The sequence below is a fragment of the Salinigranum sp. genome, assembly GCF_041641895.1.
Lineage (GTDB): Archaea > Halobacteriota > Halobacteria > Halobacteriales > Haloferacaceae > Salinigranum.
Map to the genome: position 1 here is coordinate 21,489 of NZ_JBEPXO010000026.1, position 19,559 is coordinate 41,047.

At 68.4% G+C, this 19,559-nt stretch carries 17 protein-coding genes; 8 read left to right on the top strand and 9 right to left on the bottom strand.

Going from position 1 to position 19,559, the window contains the following annotated elements; all coding sequences use genetic code 11:
- Positions 1 to 22: 22 nt before the first annotated feature.
- Positions 23 to 958 (bottom strand): DMT family transporter, encoded by a 936-nt coding sequence (locus ACESK5_RS07590; RefSeq protein ID WP_372910951.1) that lies wholly within the window; start codon positions 956 to 958, stop codon positions 23 to 25.
- Positions 959 to 1,131: 173 nt separating this feature from the next.
- Between ACESK5_RS07590 and ACESK5_RS07595 the strand changes: the two genes are divergently transcribed.
- Positions 1,132 to 1,614: an Lrp/AsnC family transcriptional regulator gene (locus tag ACESK5_RS07595; protein WP_372910952.1), complete on the top strand. Its 483-nt coding sequence runs from the start codon at positions 1,132 to 1,134 to the stop codon at positions 1,612 to 1,614.
- 180 nt (positions 1,615 to 1,794) lie between these two features.
- Here ACESK5_RS07595 and ACESK5_RS07600 read toward each other — a convergent pair whose 3' ends face one another.
- The 3 genes from ACESK5_RS07600 to ACESK5_RS07610 all read right to left on the bottom strand — a co-directional run bounded on the left by ACESK5_RS07600 (position 1,795) and on the right by ACESK5_RS07610 (position 4,705).
- Entirely contained in the window at positions 1,795 to 2,505 is a 711-nt protein-coding gene (locus ACESK5_RS07600) for a ferredoxin--NADP reductase (protein WP_372910953.1), read from the bottom strand.
- 125 nt (positions 2,506 to 2,630) lie between these two features.
- On the bottom strand, positions 2,631 to 3,431 hold the full coding sequence (locus ACESK5_RS07605) for a cytochrome bc complex cytochrome b subunit (protein WP_372910954.1): 801 nt from the start codon (positions 3,429 to 3,431) through the stop codon (positions 2,631 to 2,633).
- A gap of 2 nt (positions 3,432 to 3,433) precedes the next feature.
- On the bottom strand, positions 3,434 to 4,705 hold the full coding sequence (locus tag ACESK5_RS07610) for an FAD-dependent monooxygenase (protein ID WP_372910955.1): 1,272 nt from the start codon (positions 4,703 to 4,705) through the stop codon (positions 3,434 to 3,436).
- 83 nt (positions 4,706 to 4,788) lie between these two features.
- Here ACESK5_RS07610 and ACESK5_RS07615 point away from each other — a divergent pair, with 83 nt between their 5' ends.
- Complete coding sequence (locus tag ACESK5_RS07615; RefSeq protein ID WP_372910956.1) at positions 4,789 to 5,457, top strand: helix-turn-helix domain-containing protein; 669 nt, start codon at positions 4,789 to 4,791, stop codon at positions 5,455 to 5,457.
- 63 nt (positions 5,458 to 5,520) lie between these two features.
- On the opposite strand, the gene gatE is transcribed toward ACESK5_RS07615, so the two are convergent.
- The gene (gene gatE / locus ACESK5_RS07620; RefSeq protein WP_372910957.1) at positions 5,521 to 7,389 is read right to left on the bottom strand and encodes a Glu-tRNA(Gln) amidotransferase subunit GatE; all 1,869 of its coding nucleotides are present in this window, start codon (positions 7,387 to 7,389) and stop codon (positions 5,521 to 5,523) included.
- Positions 7,390 to 7,527: 138 nt separating this feature from the next.
- Here gatE and ACESK5_RS07625 point away from each other — a divergent pair, with 138 nt between their 5' ends.
- Positions 7,528 to 9,291 (top strand): hypothetical protein, encoded by a 1,764-nt coding sequence (locus ACESK5_RS07625; protein WP_372910958.1) that lies wholly within the window; start codon positions 7,528 to 7,530, stop codon positions 9,289 to 9,291.
- Here ACESK5_RS07625 and ACESK5_RS07630 read toward each other — a convergent pair.
- A complete protein-coding gene (locus ACESK5_RS07630; protein ID WP_201741598.1) occupies positions 9,288 to 9,452 on the bottom strand; it encodes an HVO_2901 family zinc finger protein in 165 nt (54 codons plus the stop codon). The genes ACESK5_RS07625 and ACESK5_RS07630 overlap by 4 nt on opposite strands.
- Positions 9,453 to 9,725: 273 nt before the next feature.
- Positions 9,726 to 11,132, bottom strand: a complete 1,407-nt coding sequence (locus ACESK5_RS07635; protein WP_372910959.1) for a class II fumarate hydratase — start codon at positions 11,130 to 11,132, stop codon at positions 9,726 to 9,728.
- Between the two features lie 391 nt (positions 11,133 to 11,523).
- On the opposite strand from ACESK5_RS07635, the gene ACESK5_RS07640 reads away from it, so the two are divergent.
- The 4 genes from ACESK5_RS07640 (at position 11,524) to ACESK5_RS07655 (ending at position 16,156) form a co-directional block, all read left to right on the top strand.
- Positions 11,524 to 12,897, top strand: a complete 1,374-nt coding sequence (locus ACESK5_RS07640; RefSeq protein WP_372910967.1) for an ABC transporter substrate-binding protein — start codon at positions 11,524 to 11,526, stop codon at positions 12,895 to 12,897.
- 21 nt (positions 12,898 to 12,918) lie between these two features.
- Entirely contained in the window at positions 12,919 to 14,022 is a 1,104-nt protein-coding gene (locus tag ACESK5_RS07645; RefSeq protein WP_372910960.1) for a carbohydrate ABC transporter permease, read from the top strand.
- Positions 14,019 to 14,927, top strand: coding sequence for a carbohydrate ABC transporter permease (locus tag ACESK5_RS07650; protein WP_372910961.1), 909 nt, complete (start codon positions 14,019 to 14,021; stop codon positions 14,925 to 14,927). Before ACESK5_RS07645 ends, ACESK5_RS07650 begins: the two co-directional genes overlap by 4 nt.
- 80 nt (positions 14,928 to 15,007) lie before the next feature.
- Entirely contained in the window at positions 15,008 to 16,156 is a 1,149-nt protein-coding gene (locus ACESK5_RS07655; protein ID WP_372910962.1) for an ABC transporter ATP-binding protein, read from the top strand.
- A gap of 39 nt (positions 16,157 to 16,195) precedes the next feature.
- Here ACESK5_RS07655 and ACESK5_RS07660 read toward each other — a convergent pair whose 3' ends face one another.
- Positions 16,196 to 16,876, bottom strand: coding sequence for a hypothetical protein (locus ACESK5_RS07660; RefSeq protein WP_372910963.1), 681 nt, complete (start codon positions 16,874 to 16,876; stop codon positions 16,196 to 16,198).
- Between the two features lie 158 nt (positions 16,877 to 17,034).
- On the opposite strand from ACESK5_RS07660, the gene ACESK5_RS07665 reads away from it, so the two are divergent.
- A complete protein-coding gene (locus ACESK5_RS07665) occupies positions 17,035 to 19,089 on the top strand; it encodes a 5'-nucleotidase C-terminal domain-containing protein (RefSeq protein ID WP_372910964.1) in 2,055 nt (684 codons plus the stop codon).
- A 30-nt stretch (positions 19,090 to 19,119) separates the two neighbouring features.
- On the opposite strand, the gene ACESK5_RS07670 is transcribed toward ACESK5_RS07665, so the two are convergent.
- The gene (locus tag ACESK5_RS07670) at positions 19,120 to 19,389 is read right to left on the bottom strand and encodes a BolA family protein (protein ID WP_372910965.1); all 270 of its coding nucleotides are present in this window, start codon (positions 19,387 to 19,389) and stop codon (positions 19,120 to 19,122) included.
- Positions 19,390 to 19,559 lie beyond the last annotated feature (170 nt).

Sequence of the window (19,559 nt, forward strand, 5' to 3'; positions counted from 1 at the left end):
GTGCGGGAGGGCTCGACGCGGTTCAACAGTCCGCGAGGGCCCACCGCGACCGGACGAGACACCGGAGTGCGTCGCGCTTGAGGAGGGCGAACCCGGCGAAGACGACAGCGAAGCCCGCGGCGGCAGTCGGGTCGAGTACCTCTCCGAGGACCGCCCAGCTGACGAGCGCGGTGACGACGGGGACGAGGTAGTTGACCAGGTTGAGTTCGGACGGACCCACCCGCCCCAGGAGCTCGAAGTACAGCAGGAAGCCGAGGACGCCCGAGACGACTGTGAGGTAGCCGAACGCGACGAGGACGGACGGGGTCCACGCGGACGCGACGAACGACTCGCCGCGGAGGACACTGGCGGCGTGCAGGACGGCGGCCCCGACGAGCATCGTCCACGCCTGCTGGGCGAGGAGCGAGAGGTCGGTGGACAGCGACCGGGTTGCGACGCTGCCGAGGGCGAACGCGGTGGCCGCGAGGAAGACGAGTCCGACACCGAGCGCGGCGGTGGAGCCGAGCGCCCCCGGCGTGGGGTTCGCGACGACCACGACACCCACGAACCCGAACGCCAGCCCGGCACCGCCGACAGGTTCGAGCCGGCGCTCACCGAGGAGAGAGTGGTCGAAGACGGCCGTCAACAGCGGGACGAGGCTCACGACGATCGCGGCGACTGCGCCAGAGATGTACCCCTGGCCGAGGTACAACAGCGCGTGGAAGGCGGCGATGAGGAGCACGCCACCGACGAACACAGAGAGCCACTCGCCCCGTGCGTGGGGGAGCCACCGCTCGCGGGTGAACAGCACGTAGCCGAGAACGGCGAGGCCGGCGACGTCGTACCGGGCGGCGGCGAACAACAGCGGCGGCACGCGTTCGAGGCCGACGTCGATGGCGACGAACGAGGTTCCCCAGAACGTAGCAAGCAAGACGAAGAGGACGGGTGTTGATTGTATTTTCGTTTCAATTATTTCCATTATAGCGGTATTCAGTTCGAACTGAATAGGTGACCGTTGTTAAGGCCTTCTACAACGACCCGAGTCGTGGTTGAACGTTCCTTCTAGATTCGCCCGCTACACCGGTCCTGTTTCGACACCGACTCGCTCGTAGACACAGAGATTCAAGTCCCCCACACCGGTATCCACTCCGCATGGACGAGCGCGACATCACGCTCCTGAAGGCCATCTCGGACCTCGGCACGGGGAGTCCCGAGAAACTCCACGAGGAGACGGGTATCCCCGTCTCGACCATCCACTACCGGCTGAACAACCTCCGCGAGGCGGGCGTCGTCGAGAACGACCTCTACGACGTCGACCTGGACGCGTTCGGTCTCGGGGTGACGGTCATCGTCGAGGTGCTCGCGAGCTACGACCGGTACGAGGACGTCTCCGAGCAACTGCTCGACGTCGAGGGAGTCACTCAGCTGTACTTCACGATGGGCGAGACTGACTTCGTGGTAGTCGCGCGCCTCCCCGACAGCGACGACGTCGAACGACTCGTCCGCGACTTCGAGTCCGTCCCCGAGGTCGAACGCACGAACTCGACGTTCGTCATCGCGAGTATCCGCGACAGCACCCGTCCCCTGGAGAGCTACAGCCTCGACACGCTGCTGGCGGAACTGGTCGACGACTGACCCACGACTCCTGCGAGGGTCGCCCACGCCCCGGCCCGCGTGGGGCGCGTCGGCGGACCGTGCTGCCGGCGTCCTCCTCGGACGGGCCTGTGGCGTCGCGCTCGGCCGACCTGCCGAGGGTCTCACGGCTCCGACCGCCGAGCGAGACGGCCGTCGCGCGCAGGGTGAGAGCTGACCGGGTCAGGACTCGTCGACGGCGCCGTCTTCCCACCCCTCGCTGTGAATCCGTTCGTCCGGAACACCGAGTTCCCGCAGGCGCTCTTTCGTGTCGACGACCATCTCCGGGACGCCACAGACGTAGCAGTCGGTCTCTTCGAAGTCGTCGACTGCCGACTCGAGGTGTTCCTGGACGTAGCCGGCACGGCCCGTCCACTCCCAGTTCGGGTCCGACAGCGTGAACGTCACGTCGAGTGCGGCGTGCTGGGCCGCGAGTTCGTTCAACGTCTCCCGGTGGATGAGCGTCGACTCGTCGCGCTCGCCGAAGAGGAACGTCGCCTCGCCGGTGCCCTCCCGGAGATACTGACGGAGCATCGCGAGCATGGGTGTGATGCCCGTCCCCGTCGAGAGGAACGCCACGTCACGGTCGGTGTCGGCGAGGCGCAGGTTCCCCTTGAGTTCGCCGAGGGTCACCTCGTCGCCCGGGCGTTTCGTGTGCAGGTACGAGGAGGCGAGGCCGTCATCGTAACGCCTGACGGTGAGCGAGAGCTGGTCGGTGCCAGGGAGGTTCGTCGGCGTGTACGGTCGGACCACCCTCTCGTCGCCGGAGTCGAACCGAACCGTGGTGTGCTGGCCGGGGTGGTAGTCGAACGTGTGGTCCGGAACCCGCAACCGGAAGCCACTCACGCGGTGCGTCAACGGGTACGTATCCTCGACGATTGCTGTGTGCGTCATATGAGAGAAGCGACAGTCACGCCAGTGACCGGACAGTGAAAAGGGACTGGCCTGGCCCTGCAAGGCTGCCGGCTCCGGGTGCCGGCGTCGTCAGCCGCCCCGCCCGAACCGAACGCCCGGGACGTTCACTTCGGCGGGCGGAGCCGGTAGTAGCGGCGGTTGAGGTCGTACATGTACCCCTCGCGCATCGTCTTCAGCACCGCGTAGGCGACGACGCCCGCGACGGGTGGGAGCAGGAACGTCAGGTCGAACAGCAGGTCGACGTTCATCGGTACGAGGTTCTTCGCGGAGTAGACGCTGATGGTGAACGCGAAGACGACGCCGGCGACGCCGACGGCCGACCAGAACGGCTGTTCGACCGGTCGACGGGCCGACCCCTTGTTCAGGAACGGAACGAGCGTGATGACCCCGACGACGACGAGGTTCGCCAACACGCCGTACGGGCGGTCCCCGAGCAGTTTCTGACCCCCGAGGACGGCCAGTTCGGGGTTGAGCGGGCCCAGTTTCAGCAGGCCGAACGACCAGTAGAGGTACCAGTCGGGCAGGATGACCGCGGGCGTGGTCGACCCGTCGGCGGGCGGCCCGATGTGCGGCGGCATCGTCGCGGCGAGGAACAGGACCATCCCGACGAAGAACGAGGCGATGGAGAGGTTCCGAACGACCTCGTGGGGCCACGTCGGGAAGCCGAGCACGTCGCGTTCGACGTACGTCGACTCCCCCCGGAGGTCCTGGTCCTCCCGACGGGCGCGCTCGAAGTACTCGTACGTGAGCCGCGAGAGACCGACCTGTCGTGTCTTTCGCTCGTCCCAGGTCGGCGTCTCGGTATCCGGCGCGACGACGCCGGCGCCGTCCGTTCGGGGGTCCTCGTCCCCGTCCTCGCCGGGAACATCGTGCGCCGACTCGTCGTCGGTTCGGTTGTCGGCCACGGTCAGTCACCCCGCGAGGCCAAGGCCGTGTCGTTCGCCCCTGTGTGTCGGCGCGGGAGAGACGTCCCGGCGACCTGTCGGCGGCGACGCCGTCGAACGACCGCGTCGGGGACGGCGGCGACGGCGGCGTTACGGAGGCGACAGCCGAGGCCGGACTGCATCGTCCCGAGTCGCCCGAGGCGGTGGGACTCGGTCCGGACGCGGTCGGCGCGTGGCTTACGCTCCCGCTCGTACGCCGCGAACGCGGCCGTGTGCGTGTCGTGCGTGGCAATCGCGTCGGCGAGCATCAGGCCGTCCTCGACGGCCTGTGCGGCACCCTGGCCGGCGAAGGGGAGCATGGCGTGTGCGGCGTCGCCGGCGAGGACGACGCGGTCACGCGACCACGCCTCGAGCGGCGGGAGGTCTTCGAGGTCGGTTCGGACGACGTCGCTCGGGTCGAGTCCGTCGAGAAGCGCCGGAATCGGTTCCGGGTAACCGGCCAGGTGCTCCCGAAGTGCCGTCTCGAGCGCCGGGGGGGACGCCCGGTCGTGAACGAGCGGTGCCGGTGCCGTCACGAACCAGTAGAACCGGTCGTCGTCGACGGGTGACCCACCGGTGTAGGTCCCGCGGCCCCAGACCTCGAACCCTTCCGTCCGGTGAGGATCGGGGAGGTCCAGCGAGACGAGCGCACGGTACGCGGCCGCGTCGAGGGAGCGGGGGGTGAGACCGGGTGCGACCGCTTCGCGGACCGCCGAGCGAATCCCGTCTGCCCCGACGAGCACCGCGGGCTGGACCGTCGTGCCGTCTTCGAACCGGACGACAGGAGGGTCGGTCCCGACGACGTCGGCACACTCCTTCCCGGTCCGCACGTCCGTACCGAGTTCGTCCCGCAGTATCCGCAGGAGGTCCGCGCGTCGGACGGCGACGAAGCCGTACCCGAAGTCGCGCCGTTCGACCGCGTCGAGGTCGAACCGCGTCAGGAACTCGCCGTCCGTCGCCCGGAGGCCACCACCGTCGAGTGGTGTCCCGGCATCTCGGATGCGGGCGGCGAGGCCGAGGCGGTCGAAGACGAGCATGGCGTTCGTCTGCAGCAGGATGCCGGCACCGACGGGTCCGTACTCCGAGGCGGCCTCGTACACCGTCGGTGAGACGCCGCGCCGTTCGAGCGCGACTGCGGTCGTGAGCCCGCAGATGCCCCCGCCGACGATGGCTACCGGAGGCCGGTCGTCGGGCGGACCGGCGGGCCGGCGGGAGGAGAGCTGATCCACGGCCGTCGAGGACTGATTCGTCTCCATGTCTCCACCGACGGGCGGTGACCGCAACGGGCTTCTGGCGGTCATCCACGTCGTTTTAAGAGAGTCGGTCGGCGAGTGCCGGTATGCGGTACGTGACGCTTCGGCTCTCGCCGGCCGAGGGACAGGGGTTCCACCCGCTCGGAGAGCGACTGTGCGACGAGCCGTCGATTCGGCGGGAGGCCATCCACCACGTCGAACTGCTCGACGACGGGACGGTACTGTTACTCGCTGAGGCGGTCGGTGACCGCGAACGGTACGAGGAGATCATGTCGTCGTCGCCGTCCGTCGTGGAGTACATGGCGTCGGGGACAGAACGCTGGATGGCGGTGAGTCGGCTCGACTCCTCGGAGTCCGTCAGACAGGTTTTGGAGTGGACGCACGAGGCGGAGGTGGTCGTCGAGACGCCGATGCTGTTTCAACCGGACGGCTCACAGCGGATGACTGTCATCGGCGACCAGCAGGCGTTCGAGCGCCTGTTTCGGGTGGGGTCGGGGCTGGGCTCGTTCACCTTCGACGTCGTCGAGGCCGGCGAGTACGACCCGGGGACGGAGCGGTTCCTGCGCTCGCTGACCGCCCGACAGCAGGAGGTTCTGTCGACTGCCGTCGACCTCGGCTACTACCGGGCACCGCGGCAGGCGACGCACGAGGACGTCGCCGCGGCGGTCGACCTCTCCCCGTCGACCGTGGGGGCTCACCTCCGGAAGATAGAAGAGCGCGTCTTCACGTCGATGCTGCCCACGGAGCGAGAGTGAGGCGCCGTTCGAGCCCGTCCCGTCCCCCCGCGCCGTCGGGAACTGTCGGCCGCGACGCCCGTCTCAGGCCCGCTTCTGTATCTCCTCGCGCAGGATGTCGCTCACCTGGCCACCGTCGACCTTCCCGCGGAGCGCGCCCATCGCCTCGCCCATGAGCGCCGAGAACGCGCCCATCCCCTCGGCCTCGACCTGGTCGGCGTTCCGCTCGACCACTTCGGCCACCGCCTCGCGGACCTCGTCGTCGTCGACGCCGGCGAGGCCGGCCTCTTCAACGCCTTCCTCGGCTGTCAGGTCGGGGTTCTCCGCGAGGACGGTGAGCACGTCGCCGATGCCCTCTTTGGCCAGTTCACCGGTGTCGACGAGCAGGAGGACGTTCACGAGGTGGTCGTCGGTGAGTCGCTCGACGGGCACGTCGTCGCGGCGGAGTTCGGTCAGCGTCGACTCGAGCGTGTTGGCCGCGAGCGTGGGGTCGACCCCCTCGTCGACGGCGGCCTCGAACAGGGTGAACCGCCGGCCGTACGCCACCTGCTCGGCGAGGCCAGCCCCGAGACCGTACTCGGACTGGTACCGCTCGGTCTTGTCGGTGAGCAGTTCCGGGACCTCGACCTCGGAGGGGTCCGGTTCGACCGGCGGGACGTCCGTCTCGGGGTACATCCGCGCCGCGCCGGGGAGCGGACGGAGGTAGCGCGTGGTTCCGTCCTCCAGCGCGTCGCGTGTCTCCTCGGGGACGCCCTCGATGGCGGCACGGGCGCGCTCGGCGACGGCCTCGATGGCCAAATCGACCGTCTCGGTGTCGTCGGCGACGATGACGACGGCGTCCTCGGGGCCGGCATCGACCGCCTCGCGCAGCGCTTCGACCTCCGCCTCGGTGACGCCGTAAGCCGGCAGTTCGTCGGTGTGGAAGACGCCGCCCGCGCCGTGTCGCTTCGCGTGGTCCGAGAGTTCGGTCCCGAGGCGGCGGTCGGGCTGGAGTTCGTGGCCGACGAGGCCGTCGAACCCCGCCAGACGGACCGCGCCGACCGTTCCGCCCGACGAGAGCGCGCTGGCGACGACGCCCGAGTCGGTGTCCTCGAACACCGACGCGACGTCCTGCGGGTCGCCGACCGCGGCGTCTCGCTCACGGAGGTGGTCACGGATAGCGAGGAGTTCCACCTGCCGCTGGACCTCGAGGCGGACGATGTCGTCGATGTCATCGAGCGCCTGGACGCCCTTGATTTCGACGCGGGCGCCGTCGGCGATGGAGACGTTGACGTCTTGGCGGATAGTCCCGAGGCCGCGCTTCACCTGTCCCGTGGAGCGCAGCAGCATCCCGATGGTCTCGGCGGCTTCGCGCGCCTGCGCCGGCGAGGAGATGTCCGGTCCGGTGCCGATTTCGACGAGCGGGATTCCCAGTCGGTCGAGCGACCAGCGCACTCCGCTGTCGGTCGCTTCGACCCGCTGGGCCGACTCCTCTTCGAGGAGCAAGTCCTCGACCGAGACCGGTCCCTCCGAGGTCGAAATCTCGCCCGACTGGGCGACGAGCGTGGTGCGCTGGAAGCCGGAGGTGTTCGAGCCGTCGATGACGAGTTTCCGCATGACGTGCGCCTGGTCGACCACCTCCATGTCCAGCAGGGCGGCGATCTGCATCGTCACGTCGAGCGCCTCGCGCGAGAGTCGAGAGGGCGGTTCGTCGTCCTCCTCGACCAGACAGGTGGTGTCGAAGCCGAGATACTCGAACTCCCGGTCGACGCGGCTCTCCTCCAGCGCGGCGTCGTCGAGTTCACCGAGTTCGCTCTTCGTCGGGTGGAGGTACCGGGTGAGCGTCCGCTCCGCCTCCTCGGGGTCGCGGCGCTCGGTCGGACACTCGCAGAACAGTTTGCGCGAGGTGTCCAACTGCTGGTGGATCTCGAGCCCAGCGACGAGTCCGAGGTCCTCGTAGTCGTACGCGCTCATTGGTCTCACCTGCGGACGGCGGGCGTAAAAAAGGCCCCAGTTCCGCTCGCGGTGCCCCGCGGCCGTCGGGCCGGGCGCGACAGGAGCGGGACCGGGAGAGGAGCGACTTGAAGTGGCCGGTCCGCGTACGCGGGACCGATGTCGTCACGGACGCGCGCCCTGTCGCTCCTCGTGCTCACGCTCGTGGTGGCGTCGGCCGTCGCCTCGACTGCGGGCGCCGCAGTCGTGGCCACCGGAGCGTCGTCCGCCGCGACCGAAGCCACCGAAGCCACCGGTGCGTCAGGGGGTGCGACCGTCCCCGTCGTCCCGTCGCGCCACGAACCGGAGATCAGGGAGCGACAGACGTTCGTCCGCGGTGAGACGCGCGGGACCGTCCGCCTCGAACTGGCGTACGACGTCCCGCCGAGCGTGACGGCGTTCCGGGTCCGCCTCCCGGACCTGACCGGGTCGTCCATCAGTCTCGTCGACCGCGAGGGGTTCGACCGCCGGAGCGAGACGGCGTTCGAGTGGACCCGGTCGACGTCGACTCCGACGCTCACGTTCGAACTCCAGGTAGCGACCGAGGGGGTCTCGACGAGCGAGTGGGGCGTCGAGCGCGACGGCTGGGCGTTCGCGACAGTGCCGCCGACCGCCATCGACGTCACCTACGCCGGCACACGTCCCCGCCTCGTGTCGACGACCCGGGTCGAGGAGTCGGGCTACGCGACCGACCGCATGGCGTTCATGGGGCCGTACGACACCGTCGAGGCGAACGCCTCGGGGGAGGCGGTCCGGTTCGTCGTCGGCGACGGGGCGGTCGACGGGAACGTCTCGGCGGCCAGGACGTTCCTCGAACGGGCGCGGGGCCGGTTCGACTTCGGCGTTCGCTCGGAACGCCTCGTCGTGTTCGTCCTCCCGTACGAGGGACGGGTGGGGACGGAGGAGGCCACCGTGACCGGCGAGGCCTACGGCGACGCCTTCTGGGTGACCGCCGACGCGACCAGCGTGTCGGGCGTCGAGAACGCCTTCGCTCACGAGTACGTCCACTCCCGACTCGGGGACGTCGGCAACGGGTCGGCGGCGTGGCTCACCGAGGCCACCGCCGAGTACTACGGCTCTCTCGCGGTGCTGAACGTCGGCGGCACCAGCTACGAGGCGTTCTACCGGGAGACGCGAGCCGACTCGTTCGCCCCGAACCGGACGGCAGTCGTCCTCGCGGAGCCCGAGAGCTGGCGCGGGACGCTCGCCGACTACGAGAAGGGAGCGCACGTCCTCGCCGCGCTCGACGCCGAAATCCGTGCTCGGACCGACGCGACGCTGTACGACGTCTTCGTCGCCCAGAGATCGTTCGAGGACTACGCGGCCTTCCGGGCCGCCGTCGTCGAGACGACAGGCGAGGAGTCGCTCGAGCCGTGGCTCGACCGCTACGTCACGACGGACGCCCTCCCACCACTGCCCGACGACCCGACGCGCTACGTCCAGGGTGGTGACCTGGACCCCGACGGCGACGGCCTCACTAGTCGTTCGGAGGTGTCTGCGACGCCGCCGACCGACCCGTTCGCGGCCGACACCGACGGCGACACGCTGTCGGACGCCCGCGAGCGCGAGGCCCGGACCGACCCGACGCTGAGAGACACTGACGGGGACGGGACGAACGACGCGCTGGACGCGTATCCGACCGACCCGGCGGTCCAGCGAGTCACGAGCGAGCGCACAGAGACGACGACGCAGACGTCGTCCGCGGTCACGGAGCACGAGACGACGGCGCCGTCGGGGCGTGAGACGCGTCCGTCGACGACAGAGACGCGAGCGGAGACACCCGGGTTCGGCGTCGGGGCCGCAGTCGGGGGGTTCGGCGTCGGAATCGCGGCGGGTGTCCTGGGGGGGATGCGACGTCGTCGGGAGAATCGAGAGTCGTCCTAGAGTCGCCGGAGTCCCTCACCGATGCCTTCCGCCTCACCACACTCGGGACATTCGTAGTGCCACCCGTCCTTCGTGGCCCGTCCCTCGGGGAACTCCGCGGCACATTTTCGGCATACGAGCATGTCTCGGCCTGACTGCTTTGTAATCTGCATCCCCGCCATATGCACAAAGACATCTGCATGTAGCTTCAAGATGTCGCTTCTCTTCGGTTTCGGGAAAAGTTCACACGCAAGAAAATCGCCCGACTGGCCCGTCGAGGGGTTCGGACCGTGTGATAGACTGTCAAGACCGTGTCAGACGGACCGCCGACGCCACACGGCCCCGACACTGGCCAGTCGTGGACGACGACGGGTGGGGAACACTGCAGCGCCGCCCGACGACTCGCCCGGGACCGTTTCCGGCGTCGGTCGTGGCGGACGACGGACACGGCGGCGTCAGTCGTCGCCGAGGATGCCGCGACGGGTCATCGCCATCGGGTCGAGCACCTCGTCGGCCTCCTCCTCGGTGAGATACCCTTCGTCGACAGCCACCTCGCGGACGGTCTTCCCCTCGGCGAGTGCCTGCTTCGCCACCTTCGAGGCCTTGTCGTAGCCGATGGCGGGGTTCAACGCGGTGGCCAGGGCCATCGAGCGTTCCACCTGGTCGGCGCAGTGGTCCTCGTTGGCCTCCAGTTTGGCGACGAACCGTTCGGCGAACACCTCCGCGGAGTTCGACAGCAACTGGGCGGACTCGAGGAAGTTGTGCGCGAGGACGGGCTTGTAGAGGTTGAGGTCGATCTGCCCTTCGGCGGCGCCCGCGGAGACGGCCGCGTCGTTACCGACGACCTGCTTGTGGACCTGGTTGACCGCCTCGGCGACGACCGGGTTGACCTTCCCCGGCATGATGGACGAACCGGGCTGGTTCTCCGGCTGTTCGAGTTCACCGAGGCCGTTCCGCGGCCCCGAGGCGAGCAGGCGGAGGTCGTTCGCGATCTTGTTCATCGACCCGGCGACGGTCCGTAGTGCGCCGTGTGCCTCGCTCATGGCGTCGTGTGCCGCCTGCGCCTCGAAGTGGCTGTCGGCCTCGCGGAACTCGACGCCCGTCTCCTCGGAGATGTACTCGGCGGCGAGTTCGGGGAACTCGGGGTCGGTGTTCAGCCCCGTCCCGACGGCGGTGCCGCCGAGCGCGAGTTCGGCGAGGTGTGCACGCGTGTTCTCCACGCGCGTGATGCCCTTCTCGACCTGGGTCCGGTAGCCCTCGAACTCCTGGCCCAGGGTGATGGGCGTCGCGTCCTGCAGGTGGGTGCGGCCCGTCTTGACGACGTGTTCGAACTCGGCTTCCTTCTCGCCCAGCGCCCCAGCGAGTGTCTCCAGAGCGGGCAGGAGGTCCTTCTCGACGGCCTCCAGCGCGGAGACGTGCATCGCCGTCGGGACGACGTCGTTCGACGACTGACCGTAGTTGACGTGGTCGTTCGGGTGGACGACGCGGTCGCCGACCTCCTCGCCGAGGAGTTCGGCGGCCCGGTTCGCGATGACCTCGTTGGCGTTCATGTTCGAGGAGGTCCCCGACCCCGTCTGGAAGACGTCGACGGGGAACTGGTCGTCGTGGTCGCCCGCGATGACCTCGTCGGCGGCGTCGACGATGACCTCGGCTGTCTCCTCGTCGAGGTGGCCGAGGTCACGGTTCGCCTGCGCGGCGGCCTTCTTCACCACGCCGAGCGCCCGGACGAACCGCCGACTGAACGTGATGCCCGAGATGGGGAAGTTCTCTACCGCACGCTGGGTCTGTGCGCCCCAGTACGCCTCCTTCGGTACCTGCATCTCGCCGAGACTGTCCCGCTCGATGCGATACTCGTCACTCATGCCCGGGGCAACGCGGCCGCGTCGCCTAAAAGCTACTCTTGCGGCACGGTTCGGTCACGGGCCGTCGCGGGCGAGCAGCGACGCGGTTCACCGACGGACCCCGCCACACTACTCGGCGTCGCTCGGTCCTCGGCCGCGTCCCGCCGTCGACCCACTCCAGACTGCCGTTCACCCGGCGGACCGTCGACGGACACCGGCCAGTCGTTCCACCGGACGGAGAGGTATCGTTTCGGGCCGTCGTTCGCCGCTCTCGGCAGAAATAATCCGACCACGGCCCGAAAATTGAATTTTGACTCGAAATGGAATAAAGCTTGAAAACTTTTACAATGTTCGTCCCGAAGGTTTTGAGTGCCTCTGACGTGGAGGAAAAACCATGGACGATAACGAACGAATGTCACGGAGGACGTACGTCGCACTCGCAGGGCTCACCACCGCCGGTATGGCCGGTCTCGCCGGCTGTTCCGGCGGCGGTGGTGGCGGCGGCGACTCCGGTGGCTCAGGTGGCGACGGTGGCAGTGGTGGCGACTCCGGTGGCTCTGATGGCGACGGTGGCGGCGACGGCGGTGGTGGGGACTCCGGCGGCGGTGGGTCGAGCGCGCCGCTCGAAGTCCTCCACGGCTGGACCGGGGGGGACGGGGCGAGAGCCGCAGAGGCACTCGCGTCCGCGTTCGGCGAGGCCTATCCGGACATCGAGGCCGAGTTCAACCCCATCGGTGGGGGCGGGAACGAGAACCTCGACGCCGTCGTCGCGAACCGCCTGCAGAGCGGCGACCCGCCGAGTTCGTTCGCGAACTGGCCGGGCAAGAACCTCCAGCGGTACGAGGGCGCACTGGGCGCCGTCGACGACGTCTGGTCGGAGAACAACTTCTCCGAGGTGATGGTCGACGAGGCCGTCGACCTCCACCAGCAGGGTGGGAGCTTCCGGGCGGTCCCGCTCGGCTCGCACCGCCTGAACTGCCTGTTCTACAACGTCTCGGTCGTCGAGGAGGCGGGAGTCGACCCCGACTCGCTCAACAGCGTCTCGGCGCTCGTCGACGCCCTCGACACCGTCGCGACGGAGACGGACAAGATCCCGTTCACGCACGGCATGTCCGGCACCTGGACGACGACACAGCTCTGGGCCGCGATGATGCTCGGGCAGGAAGGCTACGACGCGTACATGAGCTTCATCAACGGTGAAGGCCCGGAGGAGGCGGTCCGGGCGACGTTCGAGTCGACGAAGACGGTCCTCGAGAACTACATCTCGGCGGACGCGTCCTCCATCGGTCTCACCGAGTCGAACCAGAACATCATCAACGGGAACGCGGCGTTCATCCACCAGGGTAACTGGGCCGCGGGCGCGTACCGCAACGCCGAGGACTTCGCGTACGACGAGGACTGGGGCTTCAAGACGTTCCCCGGGACGGAGGGGATGTACACGCTCCACTTCGACTCGTTCCTCTACCCGTCGAACAACCCGACCCCCGAGAAGGCCAAGACGTACCTCGGGTTCGTCGGCAGCCCCGAGGCGCAGATCGCGTTCAACCAGTTCAAGGGGTCCATCCCGACGCGGACCGACGTGGACATGGGCGAGTTCGGCCCCTACCTCCAGGAGACCGCGGAGGACTTCGCGAACGCGGAGCAGCGACCGCCGACGCTCCAGCACGGCCTCGCGGTCACGCGTGAGAAGATGACCGCGCTCAACGAGGTCATCTCCTCGGAGTTCACCGGCCCGTACAACGTCGACGCCGCGACGCAGGGCTTCCTCGACGCGGTCTCGAACTAACCGAGGAGTCCACACCGACTCATGTCCCGAATTTTTCGCAGGCTTCGACGGCTACTCCCGGGTGAAGGCACCGAGCGCGACAGTGAGGCCAGCGGAACCTCGTCGGACGCAGCACGCGCCGACGGCGGTTCCGCGAGCGGAGCGAGCGGCGCCTCGTCGGGGAGCGTGGCCACCGACGGCGGCGTCGTGACCGACTCGTCGTCGCGGTCCGGTGGGGTCGACCGACTCGTCGGTGCCGTCGACGACCGACTCGGCCAGGATTTCGTCGAGTCGCTCCCGTTCTGGCTCCCGGCGTTCCTCCTCGTCGGACTGTTCGTCTACGGCGCCATCCTCTGGAACCTCCTCATCTCCCTCACGGACTACGAGGGGTTCGCACAGGCGCCGAACTACGGGAACCTCGACTTCGAGATGTACGTCCGGGCGGCGACCGACTCCGGTGCGGTCGACGCCGCGGTACACACGGTCATCCTGCTCGTCGCGTTCACCGTCGCGACGCTGGCACTCGGTCTCGTGCTCGCTATCCTGATCGACCGCGGCATCCGGTTCGAGAACACGTTCCGGACTCTCTACCTGCTGCCGATGAGCCTCTCGTTCGTCGTCACCGCCCAGTTCTGGCTGTGGATGTACAACTTCAACAACGGCGTCGTCAACATCCTCCTCGGGACTGTCGGCGTCGGACCCATCGACTGGATCGGTAACCAGCAGATCGTTCTGTGGGCGGTCATCTTCGCGCTGATGTGGCAGTTCTCGGGCTACGCGATGGTCGTCTACCTCGCCGGGCTCCGGGCGATTCCGACCGAACACTACGAGGCCGCGAAGGTCGACGGCGCCTCCACCCTGAAGATGTACTGGCGGGTCATCGTCCCTCAGCTCAAGAGCGCGACCATCGGGGCCGCCGTGGTCCTGATGGTGTTCGCGCTGAAGGCGTTCGACTTCCTCTACTCGCTGAACGCCAACTACCGGCCGCCGAACGGCGCGGACATCCTGGCGACGAAGATGGTCCGCGAGGCGTACTCGAATCAGAACTGGGCGTACGGTGCGGCGCTGGCCATCATCCTCTTCGGGATGGCGCTGTCGGTCATCGGACCGTATCTCGCCTACCAGTTCCGGAGGGGGAACCTATGAGCACCGACACCTCGTTCGGCGCTCGGTTCTCGGGGCTCGACCTCTACCGGGTCGGCCTGTACGTCGTCCTCGCCGGGATGGCGGCGTTCTACCTGACGCCCATCGAGTCGGGGCTCGTCACCTCGTTCAAGACCAACACCGCCGTCGTCGAGACGGCCCCGTTCGCCCCCCCGGGCGGCGGCGGGTTCACGACCGAGAAGTGGCAGACGGCCGTGGACGCCCTCCTGCGGGGCATGGGCAACAGCCTGCTCTACGCGGTGCCGGCGACCATCCTCTCGGCGTTCTTCGGGAGCATCACCGCGTACGGGCTGACCATCACCAACTGGCGGATGCGCTACAAGGCCCCGCTCCTGGCGCTGTTCGTCGCCGGCATCTTCATCCCGTACCAGGCCGTGCTGGTCCCGCTGAGCCAGTTCTGGGCGCAGGTCGCTCCCCTAGAGGAGTGGCTGTCGTTCCTCTGGGCCGCGGGCATCAACAACGACTACGTCGGCATCCTCGAACTCATCGTCACCCACGTCGCCTACGGCATCCCCATCTGCACCATCCTGTTCCGCTCGTACTACAAGAACATCAGCACGGAGATGGTCGAGTCCGCACGACTCGACGGGGCGACGCTCCGGCGCGTGTACCAGCGCATCGTCTTCCCCCTGTCGACGCCGATGTTCGCTGTCGTCCTCATCTACCAGTTCACCCAGATCTGGAACGACCTGCTCTTCACGCTCATCCTCGTCGCGACGGAGTCGAGCGCCGCCGCCCCCGTCGTCCTCATCCTCGCGGGGCTGGGCCAGTCGCTCGAGGGACAGGACTTCGGACTCCGGATGGCCGGGGCGTTCTTCGCGGCGCTCCCGACCCTCGCGGTGTACATCATGTTCGGCGAGGAGTTCGCCGAGGGGGTGGCGACGTGATCCGCCACGTGCAGACCGTTCACGACCGTACTACGCCGATAGCTCCAGTAGCGTCGGTGGACAACAGGAGACAATAACCCATGGCAGCACTCGAACTCGATTCGCTCACGAAGGTGTATCAGGACGGAGATTCCGAAGTCGTCGCAGTCGACGACGTGACGGTGTCCATCGAGGACGGCGAGTTCCTCGTCGTGGTCGGTCCCTCCGGCTGCGGGAAGTCGACGACGCTCCGGATGGTCGCCGGCCTCGAGACGGTCTCGAGCGGCACCATCAGCCTCGACGGGAGGGTCATCAACGACGTCAAACCGCAGGACCGCGACATCGCCATGGTGTTCCAGTCGTACGCGCTCTACCCGCACATGAGCGTGCGGCAGAACATGTCGTTCGGCCTCGAAGAGAGCACGAGCCTCTCGGACGCCGAGATTCGCGAGCGCGTCGAGGAAACGGCCGAACTGCTCGACATGTCTCCCCTCCTCGACCGCAGGCCCCGGGACCTCTCCGGCGGCCAGCAACAGCGCGTCGCCCTCGGGCGCGCCATCGTGCGCGACCCCGAGGTGTTCCTGATGGACGAACCGCTGTCGAACCTCGACGCGAAGCTCCGCGCGCAGATGCGGACGGAACTCCAGCGGCTACAGGACGACCTCGGCGTCACCACGATGTACGTGACCCACGACCAGACGGAGGCGATGACGATGGGCGACCGCATCGCCATCCTCGACGGGGGCGAACTCCAGCAGGTGGCGACGCCGCTGGAGTGTTACCACGAACCCGCCAACGTCTTCGTCGCGGGCTTCCTCGGCGAACCGTCGATGAACTTCTTCGACGTCGACTTCGACGGGGAGACGCTGGTCGCCGACTCGTTCGAGTACCCCGTCTCCGAGGAGGTCGCAGCGGACCTCGGCGGCGAGACCGACCTCGTCTTCGGTATCCGTCCCGAGGCCATCGAACTCGTCGCCGAGGCGTCGGGCCCCCACGACTTCGAGACCGAGGTCGACGTCGTCGAACCGATGGGTGACGAGAACACGGTGTACCTGACGTTCGGGGACCGCGACCCGGACGACGCAGTCGTCGCGACGACGAACAGCATGCGCCAGTTCAGCCGCGGGCAGAGCGTCGTCGTCCGCTTCCCCGAGGAGGCCATCCACGTCTTCGACCGCCGGACCGGGGAGGCACTCCACAACCGGACCATCGTCGACGAGGACGCTCTCGCCGACGCGCCGTCGAACTGACCGGACCGTCACCGCTCTCGCCGCTCTCGCGTCCTTCGCTCACGCCGGCTCCCACCGGCTTCGCTCGAGTCCGTCACGGACGAGTCGCGCACCGACCACGTGTGCGTACGCGAAGACGACAACGAGCGCCACCGCGGCGGGCGTCGCCGACTGCGCGGCGGTGAGGAGGCTCCACGCGCTGACGACGAGCGCCGTCGCCACCGTCCACGCGAAGAAGTACGACCCGTTGGCGAGTCTGTCGAGCGACGACCGCCTGAAGCCCGAGCGAAGGCCGTTCCGCCCGGCGGCAGTCACCGCGGCGGGGAGCACGTAGCAGGCCGCGACGGTGACGAGGAGCGCGAGGGTGGGTGCGAGGGTCAGAAGCATCCCGCCCCCGTTGAGAACCACGAACGCGGTGAGCGCGAGCGCCGCCACGGCCGGCAGGAGGTAGACGGCGGCGACGACGACCACCCGGACGCCGAGACGGACACTCCGGGCGGACCACGAGAAGGCAACCGTCCCTGTGGCCGAGTCTCCGCCGAGCACGCGTCCCAGGTAGCCGGCGAACAGCACCGCCGGACCGACCGCGAGGGCGGCGGGGACGAGAGCGAGCAGGTCGGGCCACAGCGCGCGTGCCGCACGGAGCGAGAGGAGCGTGACCAGGACGAGCCCCGAACAGATGGCCACGGCGTCCCGGGCGTCGCTGTCGGCGAGCGGATATCGGAACGACTCGGCGAGCATCAGCCCACTCGGCTGTGTCGCGGACGGTCGACGCGTCGATACACGTGACCGCTTCTCCACGCCGTCGGAAAACCGTGTCGTCGTCCGACAGCCACCGCGGGGAGAAGGTGGTAAATCGGTGTCATTTTGTGTCTCGAAACCGTGTCGAATCCAGAACAATGGCAAGTGGCAACAACTCCCACGACGAGGCGGACGAGGCAGATGAGGACCTCACCGGGGGGACGAGCAGGCGAACGTTCCTGCGCGCGCTGGGTGCGGGTGGCGCGCTGGCGACCCTGGGGGCGACCGGCGTCGAGTCGGCGGCGGCGCTCGAGGACCCACAGCGGTACCGGACGGTCGTCCTCACGGGCGCTGCCGAGGTCCCGTCGGTGGACAGTCGCGGCCGCGGCCGCGCGACGTTCTCCCTGAACGACGCCGCGACCGAACTCGAGTACCGCCTCACCGTCGCGAACATCGACGACGTCACTGCCGCCCACGTTCACCGTGGAGGGCCGGACGAGAACGGGCCACCGGTCGCGACACTGTTCGACGGGCCGACCACGGACGGGCGGCAATCCGGCGTTCTGGCGACGGGGCGACTCACCGAGAGCGACCTCCAGGGTCCGCTCGCCGAACGGCCGTTCCAGGCGCTCGTCGACGACCTCGAGGCCGGCGACGCCTACGTGAACGTCCACACCACGGCGTATCCCGACGGAGAGATCCGCGGGCAGTTCCCCGACCAGCGGTCGGACGGACGGGCGGGGCGCGGCCGCGGAGGGTCGGGGTCTATCACGTTCCTCCACGACACGCACGTCCACGGGACCCTCTCGCACGACGAGGTGGACGCGGCCGACTACTTCGGGTTGATGCGCGACGTGGTCGGGGAGAACCCGAACGCCGTGCGTGTTGGTAACGGCGACGACCTCGCCTCCTCGGTCCTCTCGTCGGTGTTCGACGGCGTCCACGTCGTCGACGCGTTCAACGCGGGCAACCTCGCGTACGACACGTTCGGCAACCACGACTTCGACATGGGGCCCGAGGTGCTCCGCCAGCAGGTCGCGGAGAGTCACTTCACGTGGGTCAGCGCGAACATGCGCGACCCCTCGGGCGAACAGGTGTTCGCCGCCGACGCCGGCGCGGCGCCGTTCGTCGTCCACGAGGTCGGCGGACTCGACGTCGGCATCACCGGTCTCATCAACGAGGAGGCACCCGAGATCACCAGCCTCGGCGACAACACGGTCGTCCCCGTCGACGAAGCGATGCGGGAGGTCGCCCCACAGATGCGCGCGGCGGGCGCGGACATCGTCGTGGTACTGTCGCACCTCTCCAGTCCAGTCGCCCGCGACCTGGCGCGCAACGTCGACGGCATCGACGCGATCGTCGGCGACCACGCCGCGCAGGTGCTCGAAGAACCCGAGGTGATCAACGACACGGTCCTCTCGTTCGTCGGCGACTCCTACGAGTATCTCGGCGAACTCACCCTCGATGTCGTACGGGGATCGGTCGCGGCCGTCGACTTCACGCTCCACGACGTCGCCGAGGCGACGTCGGGCGAGTCGTTCGAGCCGAGCCAGGCGGTCGGGAACGTCCAGTCGTTCTACGAGGAAGGCCTCGACGCCGCGCTCGGCGAAGTCGTCGGCGAACTCGAATCCGGCGCGACGTTCGATACGCGTCGGTCGACGGTGAGAACCGAGGAAGCGAACTCGGGCAACTACGTCGCCGACGCCAAGCGAGCAGTCGTCGACGCGGACGTCGGCCTGATGAACGGCGGTGGGATCCGGACCGACACACTGTACGAGGGGCCGCTCGACGTCTCGAAACGCCTCGTCTTCGACATCCTGCCGTTCGGCAACACCGTCGTGAAACTCGAAGTGACCGGCCAGAAACTCCACGACGCGCTGGAGAACGGCGTCAGCGGCGTCGCGAACCTCGAAGGACGCTTCCCGCAGGTCAGTGGGCTGTCGTTCGCGTGGACGCCGAGCGCGCCCGTCGGCGAACGCGTCGACCCCGCGGACGTGACGGTCGGCGGGTCGGCGCTCGACCTCGACGCGACGTACACGCTCGCGACGAACAACTTCGTCGCCGGCGGCGGCGACGGCTACGCCATGTTCACTGACGTCCCGCGACAAGTCGGCGCGGACGACGGACCGCTCCTCGCGACGGTGGTCGTCGACGCCGTCGAGGCGGACGGTACCATCGCCCCGACCACCGAGGGACGCATCACCGAGAACTGAACCGGCCGCCGCGGGCCGGGCGCGCCGCGCTCACACCCCGCCGGCGTGTTCCTCGTACTCCTCGGGAGTGTAGGTCTTCATCTCCATCGCGTGGATGTCGGTCGTCATGTGCCCTTCGAGCGCGTCGTACACCATCTGGTGCTGCTGGACGAGCGACTTCCCCGCGAAGGCGGGCGAGACGACGACGGCCGCGAAGTGGGCGTCCTCGAACTCCTGGTCCGGGTTCCGGGGCGTCGTGACCGTCGCCTCGGCGTCCTCGATGCCTGCTTCGATGAGCCGCTCGACTTCGTCGGTGTCCATACCGTGACGGGGGAGCCGTGAGGTGAAAAATCGACGGGTCCTGCCCCCCCCCGATCGCCTCGACTCAGCGGTGATAGTCGGGGGCGAAGCGTCAAGTAGGAGTGGAGTTCGGTCCACGGGCCGAGTCCAGACGTGATAGCCGGGGACGAACGCTGAAATACTCCGCTCGC

Coding starts and splice junctions, on each gene's coding strand:
- gatE (WP_372910957.1), bottom strand. CDS start 7,389: ATGAGCGCGTACGACTACGAGGACCTCGGACTCGTCGCTGGGCTCGAG.
- ACESK5_RS07610 (WP_372910955.1), bottom strand. CDS start 4,705: ATGGAGACGAATCAGTCCTCGACGGCCGTGGATCAGCTCTCCTCCCGC.
- ACESK5_RS07600 (WP_372910953.1), bottom strand. CDS start 2,505: ATGACGCACACAGCAATCGTCGAGGATACGTACCCGTTGACGCACCGC.
- ACESK5_RS07665 (WP_372910964.1), top strand. CDS start 17,035: ATGGCAAGTGGCAACAACTCCCACGACGAGGCGGACGAGGCAGATGAG.
- ACESK5_RS07670 (WP_372910965.1), bottom strand. CDS start 19,389: ATGGACACCGACGAAGTCGAGCGGCTCATCGAAGCAGGCATCGAGGAC.
- ACESK5_RS07630 (WP_201741598.1), bottom strand. CDS start 9,452: ATGGCGGGGATGCAGATTACAAAGCAGTCAGGCCGAGACATGCTCGTA.
- ACESK5_RS07590 (WP_372910951.1), bottom strand. CDS start 958: ATGGAAATAATTGAAACGAAAATACAATCAACACCCGTCCTCTTCGTC.
- ACESK5_RS07615 (WP_372910956.1), top strand. CDS start 4,789: ATGCGGTACGTGACGCTTCGGCTCTCGCCGGCCGAGGGACAGGGGTTC.
- ACESK5_RS07660 (WP_372910963.1), bottom strand. CDS start 16,876: ATGCTCGCCGAGTCGTTCCGATATCCGCTCGCCGACAGCGACGCCCGG.
- ACESK5_RS07640 (WP_372910967.1), top strand. CDS start 11,524: ATGTCACGGAGGACGTACGTCGCACTCGCAGGGCTCACCACCGCCGGT.
- ACESK5_RS07595 (WP_372910952.1), top strand. CDS start 1,132: ATGGACGAGCGCGACATCACGCTCCTGAAGGCCATCTCGGACCTCGGC.
- ACESK5_RS07635 (WP_372910959.1), bottom strand. CDS start 11,132: ATGAGTGACGAGTATCGCATCGAGCGGGACAGTCTCGGCGAGATGCAG.
- ACESK5_RS07650 (WP_372910961.1), top strand. CDS start 14,019: ATGAGCACCGACACCTCGTTCGGCGCTCGGTTCTCGGGGCTCGACCTC.
- ACESK5_RS07645 (WP_372910960.1), top strand. CDS start 12,919: ATGTCCCGAATTTTTCGCAGGCTTCGACGGCTACTCCCGGGTGAAGGC.
- ACESK5_RS07655 (WP_372910962.1), top strand. CDS start 15,008: ATGGCAGCACTCGAACTCGATTCGCTCACGAAGGTGTATCAGGACGGA.
- ACESK5_RS07625 (WP_372910958.1), top strand. CDS start 7,528: ATGTCGTCACGGACGCGCGCCCTGTCGCTCCTCGTGCTCACGCTCGTG.